General features: G+C 36.9%; 8 protein-coding genes and 1 tRNA gene. 7 read left to right on the forward strand and 2 right to left on the reverse strand.

Going from position 1 to position 7321, the window contains the following annotated elements; all coding sequences use genetic code 11:
* Both ILA26_RS04110 and ILA26_RS04115 read left to right on the forward strand, forming a co-directional pair.
* On the forward strand, positions 1-411 hold the full coding sequence (locus tag ILA26_RS04110) for a transposase (protein WP_292894321.1): 411 nt from the start codon (positions 1-3) through the stop codon (positions 409-411).
* Positions 412-693: 282 nt separating this feature from the next.
* On the forward strand, positions 694-1437 hold the full coding sequence (locus ILA26_RS04115) for a transposase (protein ID WP_292894322.1): 744 nt from the start codon (positions 694-696) through the stop codon (positions 1435-1437).
* 75 nt (positions 1438-1512) lie between these two features.
* On the opposite strand, the gene ILA26_RS04120 is transcribed toward ILA26_RS04115, so the two are convergent.
* Positions 1513-2229, reverse strand: coding sequence for a zinc-ribbon domain-containing protein (locus ILA26_RS04120; protein ID WP_292894323.1), 717 nt, complete (start codon positions 2227-2229; stop codon positions 1513-1515).
* 212 nt (positions 2230-2441) lie between these two features.
* On the opposite strand from ILA26_RS04120, the gene thiI reads away from it, so the two are divergent.
* The 3 genes from thiI to fbp all read left to right on the forward strand — a co-directional run bounded on the left by thiI (position 2442) and on the right by fbp (position 4981).
* Entirely contained in the window at positions 2442-3596 is a 1155-nt protein-coding gene (gene thiI, locus ILA26_RS04125; RefSeq protein WP_292894324.1) for a tRNA uracil 4-sulfurtransferase ThiI, read from the forward strand.
* Between the two features lie 65 nt (positions 3597-3661).
* Positions 3662-3733: transfer RNA gene (locus tag ILA26_RS04130), tRNA-Gln, on the forward strand.
* A 150-nt stretch (positions 3734-3883) separates the two neighbouring features.
* A complete protein-coding gene (fbp, locus tag ILA26_RS04135; RefSeq protein WP_292740748.1) occupies positions 3884-4981 on the forward strand; it encodes a fructose-1,6-bisphosphate aldolase/phosphatase in 1098 nt (365 codons plus the stop codon).
* 52 nt (positions 4982-5033) lie between these two features.
* On the opposite strand, the gene ILA26_RS04140 is transcribed toward fbp, so the two are convergent.
* Positions 5034-5273: a DUF3781 domain-containing protein gene (locus ILA26_RS04140; protein WP_292894325.1), complete on the reverse strand. Its 240-nt coding sequence runs from the start codon at positions 5271-5273 to the stop codon at positions 5034-5036.
* 73 nt (positions 5274-5346) lie between these two features.
* On the opposite strand from ILA26_RS04140, the gene ILA26_RS04145 reads away from it, so the two are divergent.
* Positions 5347-6456, forward strand: a complete 1110-nt coding sequence (locus ILA26_RS04145; RefSeq protein WP_292894326.1) for an ABC transporter permease — start codon at positions 5347-5349, stop codon at positions 6454-6456.
* A 9-nt stretch (positions 6457-6465) separates the two neighbouring features.
* Positions 6466-7164: an ABC transporter ATP-binding protein gene (locus ILA26_RS04150; RefSeq protein WP_292894327.1), complete on the forward strand. Its 699-nt coding sequence runs from the start codon at positions 6466-6468 to the stop codon at positions 7162-7164.
* The last annotated feature ends 157 nt before the right edge of the window (positions 7165-7321 follow it).

A 7321-nucleotide genomic window follows, 5' to 3' on the forward strand; every position in this document is an offset into this window, starting at 1 on the left:
GTGGTTGATTTAATTGATTGTTCGAAAGCGAACCAGGAGTTTCGTGGAACTCCTGGTGAATTTGCTTATCCTCGCGAATTATTGCTTAGACTCATTTTAATGAGTGTTTTCGATGGGGGATTATCTTCAAGGGAAATTGAGAGAAAAACACGTACGGACATTGCATATATGTATCTTGCAGCAATGGAAAAACCGTCATATAGGACAATAGCAAGATTTAAAGTCGAATATTCCGATTTAATCGACGAAGCATTCAAAACAACCATTAAAATTGCAAAAGATAATGATTTAATAAAAATCCATCATTTGAGCTTGGACGGAACTAAAATCAAAGCAAAAACATCTATTAACAAATTAACAGATGAAAATCAAATCAAAATCATGAAAGAACACCTCCAAAAAAAGTATTGAAAGAGATCAACAAGAAGATGAAGAACTTGGAGATGTATCTGAAAATAGTGTTCCAGAATCCTTAACTGACAAAGAAAAATTCAAAGAAATAGTAAAAGAAATAGAAAAATCTTCTAAAAATGATAGAAACAAAGATAAACTTCGTTCTTCAAGTTTAAATCTTTTAAAACAGGCTGAAAAAATCCTGAAAAAGTTTTAAAAAAACTCAATGAACTCGAAGAAAAAGTAAAAAAGTCACCAAAAGATGTAATTGGTATTAATGACCCTGATGCTCGCTTGATGATGAATAAAAAAGGCAAATCGGAATGGGATTACAATGCACAAATCATTGTAGACGAATACAAAGGAATAATACTTTCATCATACGTAACACAAAATCCAACGGACCATTTCGAACTAATTCCATCAATAGAACAATTAGAAAGCAATTTAGAAGGAATTTACGATGAAATGCCTTCTAATTTCCAATTCAGTGCTGATAATGGATATTCCACAGATGAAAACACAACCTATCTCGAAGAAAAAGGACTCGATGGATACATATCCACAAGAAAACTCTCAAGAAAAGAAAAAAAGTATAATCTATGGGATAAACCATTTAAAAAAGACAATTTCACTTACGATGCTGAAATTGAAATCTATATCTGCCCTTTGGGCGAAATTTTATATCGAAGAAAAACATACGAATACAAAAACAAACAAAGAATAAGTTATTGGACTAATGAATGTAAAAACTGCATTATGAAAGAAATCTGCTGCAAGAAAAAGAACTACAGAACAATTCAAGACTGTGGAAAATCTTCAAAGATTAGAATGCAACGGAAAATGGAAACAGACTGGGCACAAAAAATCTACAAAAAACGATCAAAAACAGCAGAACTACCATTTGCACACATAAAACAAAATATGAAACTCCATGAATTCACCACAACAGGAATAAAAAACACAAACACAGAATTCAAACTATACACAATCGGACACAATCTAAAAAGAATATACAACGAAATAAACAGAAAAAACAACTAAAAATAAGAAAAACTATAAAAAAATCAAAAACACAAAATTCAATTAAAAATTTTGCGTCACATCCTCAACTTGATTTTAGGCAATGCCATAGCTTGATCTGTCATAATTCAATTTATACATGAATTTATAGTATTCGTGGCTGTTCAATTTGCCGTCATGGTTATCGTCGGAATCCGCAAACATCCTATTTTGTATATCTTGAGGAGTATGAGCTATATTCATATCACTTAAATACACATAACCATCCCCATTCTTGTCAGTGTATTCAAAACTATTGGAATATTGATAGGACTCGTAATCCGGTTCAGGTTCTGAAATTGTAACTTCTTTTGTAAGGCTTGTTTCATGATATTCTAAATCTCCATCAAATTCACAAGTGACTTCGTATGTTCCCGGTAAGAAATCCGTGTTAATTTTTATGTTCCCGTTTGAATTGGTTTTTTCTTCAAATTCATATTTGCCGTCATCGTTTTTAAATGTGACATGTATTGTTTTATCTGATAAGCCTTCATCTGTTGTGGATTTTAAGGATATTTTAATGCTATCTTCTGTAGTCAATCCTGAGTCTCCGCTGATGGTAATATGAGGTGTTCCTTTAGGATCAATATGTCCACTTATAAATAGAGCACCAATAATGACTATTATTGCTATTACTGCTATTGTTATAAGTTTGGTCCTTTTTAAATTATCATTGGATTTTACAGATGGGACATCTACTTTTTCGCCACAATTTGGGCAGAATGCTACATCGTCGTTAAGTTTTTTTCCACATTCGGGACAGAATTTAGTCATATTAAGAGTTTTGTAGTTAGTGTTATTTTATGGTTTTGAATAATCTAGAAAGATTATGTGATTTTTGCGGTGTTATTTTGTATATTTTAAAATTGATTAATTTTATTAGTGATGAATTTTAAAGATTATAGTTGCTGTTATATTTTAAAAAACTAGTATAGAAGGGATTGCTATTTTTTTCAGCGTGTACTAAAATTTAGAGAGTTGTTTAAATGAATTATGATTTAATTATTGCCAGATATGGCGAAATAGGGGTTAAAAGCCCTAAGATAAGGGCACGTTTTGAAAGAAAGCTAGTTAAAAATATTAAGGCTACTTTTGAATGCGATGTGGACAGAAATCAGGGAAGAATATACATTCATCCTAAGGATTTCGACGAAGGAATAGAGAAATTGAACAGGGTGTTTGGTGTAGTGTCATACTCTCCTGCAACCTCAACAGATACAAGCTATGAGGACATTGACAGTACCTTGACTGAGTATGTTGAAGAATTGATTAAGGAAGGTTTGATTGATGAGAACACTAAGTTTGCAATCAAGTGCCGTCGTGTTGGAAAACATGATTTCACTTCACAGGAAATGGCAGCACATTGTGGTGGTGTCGTAAGGAATGTGGTGTTGGCGCCTGTTGACTTGACAAACCCTGACCTGACAATTTTCGTTGAGGTCCGTGAGGAAAAGACATTCATTTTCCATGAAAAGATAAAAGGTCCTGGAGGATTGCCTTTAGGAACACAAGGAAAAGTCATTGTTCTTTTATCAAGTGGTATAGACTCCCCTGTTGCAGCATACCTGATGATGAAAAGGGGATGTGAAGTTGTTGCGCTTCACTGTAATAACGATCCGTTTTCAGGTCCTAAAGTCACTGAAAACTTCAATAAGTTGGTTGACCAGCTTAATATCTATGCAAGTGGAAATCCTATCCAAAGGCGCGTGATTGACTATGGTGAATACCTGCAGACTGCAAAAACCAAGGCTCCAGAAAGGATGACTTGTGTATTGTGTAAATCTGGAATGTATCGCATAGCTGAAAAGTTGGCTGTCAAATTGGGTGCTGATGCAATCGTTGACGGAAGCAGTGTCGGTCAGGTGGCTTCACAGACATTGTCAAACATCCTGGCGACCCGTTACGGTGTGGACATGCCGATTTTGTCTCCATTGATTGGTCTTGACAAGGAGGAAATCACTGCCATTGCAAAGGACATTGGAACTTTTGACATATCTAAAATCGATGATGGCGGATGCAGTGCAGTTCCAAGATATCCTGAAACACATGCGGACTTGCAACGCGTGAAAGAGGCTTGTGAGGAAATGGATCAGGATGCCGAAATCGAAAAGGCATTTGAAAATATTAGAAAACTTGAATAAGTTTTCTATTTAACTTTTTTTTAGAATTTAATTTTATATATTATGTTCGATAAAAATAATCTTTTAGTCCCGTAGGGTAGCGGCAATCCTTTTGGGCCCTGGACCCAAAGACAGCGGTTCGACTCCGCTCGGGACTACTAAATTAACTTATTTTTCAAACTAATTATTTGATTGGAAATGGAAACTTAACTTCTTACGGGCTCCATGATAACAATAATTAAATACTATTCTTGTCAAAAATAATAAATGTCTAGTAAATAATTAATTTACTAATCGAGGTATTTAAAATGAAAACTACAGTTAGTGTAATTAAAGCTGATATCGGAAGTGTGTCTGGACACTGTGTCGCACACCCAGATTTAATGGAAATTTGTGATGAAGTTTTAGCTGACGCTTTAGAAGCAGGCATCATCAAAGATTACTATGTTTCCCGTTGTGGAGACGACATAGATTTAATCATGACCCACGACAAAGGGGTAGAAAACGAAGAAGTACACAAAACTGCATACGATGCATTCATGAAAGCTACCGAAAGAGCACGTGAATTAAAATTATACGGTGCAGGTCAAGACTTATTGTCTGACACTTTCTCAGGAAACATCAAAGGTATGGGTCCTGGTGTAGCAGAAATGGAATTCGAAGAAAGACCATCCGACCCAGTGCTCGTATTCTGCTGTGACAAAACTGAACCTGGTGCATTCAACTTACCAGTATTCAGAATGTTTGCAGACCCATTCAACACTGCAGGATTAGTTATCGACCCATCATTACACGATGGATTCAAATTTGAAGTATTCGATGTAATCGAACACAGAAAAGTTATCTTAAACTGTCCTGAAGAAATGTACGACTTACTCGCATTAATCGGTTCCACCGGAAGATACGTAATCAAAAGAGTATGGAAGAAAAACGGTGAAATCGCAGCTGCAATAAGTACCGAAAGATTAAACTTAATGGCTGGAGAATACGTTGGTAAAGACGACCCAGTATGTATCGTAAGAGCACAATCTGGTTTCCCTGCTAACGGTGAATGTGTAGATCCATTTGCATTCCCACACATGGTAAGTGGATGGATGAGAGGATCCCACAACGGTCCAATGATGCCAGTATCTGAAATGGAAGCAAACCCAATCAGATTCGACGGACCACCTAGAGTAGTAGGATTAGGTTTCCAAGTAGCTAACGGTGAATTAATCGGACCAGTCGACTTATTTGACGACCCTGCATTCGACCCTACCCGTGAACAAGCTGCTAAAATCGCAACTTACATCAGAAGACACGGTCCATTCGAACCTCACAGATTACCTGCTGAAGAAATGGAATACACTTCATTACCTGGTGTAATGGAAAAATTAGAATCCAGATTCGAAGATATGGATGATTAAATTTAAAGAGATTAATCAATCTCTTCTTTTTTTTTTTACTTTTTTTTTAAAATTAGATTTTATGAGCAGTTATTATTGTAAAACTGCTTGAATTGATTGTTATTCTGCAGTTGTCAACTTCAACATAGTAATTTTTACCTTCTTTTGAAACTGTTGAATCTTTCTTTTGTAATTTGGAAATGCAGTAACTGACCGGTTCTTCAGTAATTCCAAGATTTTTTTGTATCCTTCCAATGCCCATTTCAGTTGTGTGGATCTTGTCAATGTTTTCTAAAAGTGTTTTTTTATGCATCTTAATGCCTCTTTTTTGCATCTCAATCAATGCAATAATCAGTTATTTATATGTTAGTACCCTATTAATTAATATGTCATTTTTAAAGTTCATTATTAAAAATCCATTCAGGAGAAAGACCAGTGCAATACTGTCCATTGTAGGGATTGCAATCGGCATTGTTGTAATCGTGGCTCTTGGTGGAATCACAGAGGGTCTGGTCGATACCTTCGAAGATACAATCCATGCGGGAGGTGCCGATTTCCAGATTTCAGGAAAGGAAACCGGGGATTCTGCATATGGAACAAATACAATCGACGCATCATGGACGGATAAGATAGCTAATGTCACAGGGGTCCAGGAGGCCTATCCGATTTATGTCGTTCTGACATCGGTTGGCGACGACTACATGAATACGCTGATAGGAATTGATCCTGCAGGAACAACCATGGCAGACATTTCCATCAAGGAAGGAAGGATATTCGAGGACAATGCCGATGAGGTCATCATGGGAGAGATTTACGCAGACGACAACAACTATTCAGTTGGCGACACCATCGAGGTCAACCGTGAAGACTTTGAGATAGTCGGAATATACGAAACAGGAGACTCAAGCATGGCCGGAGGAGTGTTCACATCCATTTCCAGAGTTGGGGAGCTTATGGATGATGAGGATTCCATTTCAAACATCTACGTCAAGGTCGAGAAGGGTGTCGACGCTCAGGAAGTTGCCGACAGGATTGATGCAAAATACGGAGACAACATCACAACAATCACTTCTGTCATGGAGATGGAGCAGATGGCGGACATGCTCAACATGCTTCAGGCATCAACATGGGCGATTTCACTTCTGGCCATTGTGGTTGGTGGATTGGGCATTATCAATACCATGCTGATGAGCGTGTTTGAAAGAACCCGTGAAATTGGAGTCTTGAAGGCTGTTGGATGGTCAAATAGGAAAATCATTACAATGATAGTGGGCGAATCATTAGTTATCACTATAGTTTCAGCAATTATTGGGGCAATTGTCGGTGTTGCGCTTTGTATGGTTCTTGGCCCTCAAATAGGTTTCACTCCACTGTTCACTCCTAAGATATTCATCCAGGCATTCCTAATTGCAATAGTTGTAGGTATTGTGGGTGGAATATATCCTGCTCTTAAGGCGGTCAGGCTTCCTCCAACAGAGGCATTGAGGTACGAGTGAGGTTTTACTATGAATATTGTAGAAATTAAAGATTTGTATAAGAGCTATGAGGACGGGAAAATCAAGGCGCTGAACGGCGTGAACCTCACAATTGCAGATGGGGAATTCGTATCCATCATCGGACCGTCAGGGTCCGGTAAGTCAACATTGTTGAACATGCTTGGTGCATTGGATGTTCCGGATTCAGGAAGAATTAGTGTTGCAGATGAGGACTTGGCTTCCTCAAAAAGGCTGAATGAGTTCAGGGCTCAAAAGATTGGCTTCATTTTTCAGCTTCACAACCTGATTCCAAATATTTCCGTTGCCGAAAACATAGAGATTCCGATGTACACTCAAAAGATGTCATCAAAGGATATGAGGGCAAAGGCATTGAAGCTGCTTGATGATGTTGGTCTCAAGGACAAGGCGGACATATTGCCGAACAAGCTGTCAGGTGGTGAACGTCAAAGGGTTGCAATTGCCCGAGCCCTTGCAAATGATCCATCAATAATATTGGCAGATGAACCAACAGGATCACTAGATTCCAAGACAAGTAGTAAAATCCTTAAGCAACTAATCGATTTGCACGAAGATAAAAATGTAACATTGATTATTGTAACTCATGATATGGATGTAGCTAAACTTGCAGATAGAGTTATCGAAGTTTTGGATGGCGAAATCATTTCAGCCGGTGATGACTCATTGATCAACAGTAAAATTGACGTTTAAATTTCAATTTTACATCTTCTTTTTTTTGAGTCTGTAAAATTTCATAGGCTTCTTTCAAATTTTATTTTTTTACACTTGAAATTTCACTTCGATGAAAATTCGTTCTAATTTTTCTTTAATTTCAAAATAAACAATTAAAAAATAGTAAATTACTTAA

Source organism: Methanobrevibacter sp. (assembly GCF_017940815.1).
In the GTDB taxonomy this organism is placed as follows: domain Archaea; phylum Methanobacteriota; class Methanobacteria; order Methanobacteriales; family Methanobacteriaceae; genus Methanocatella.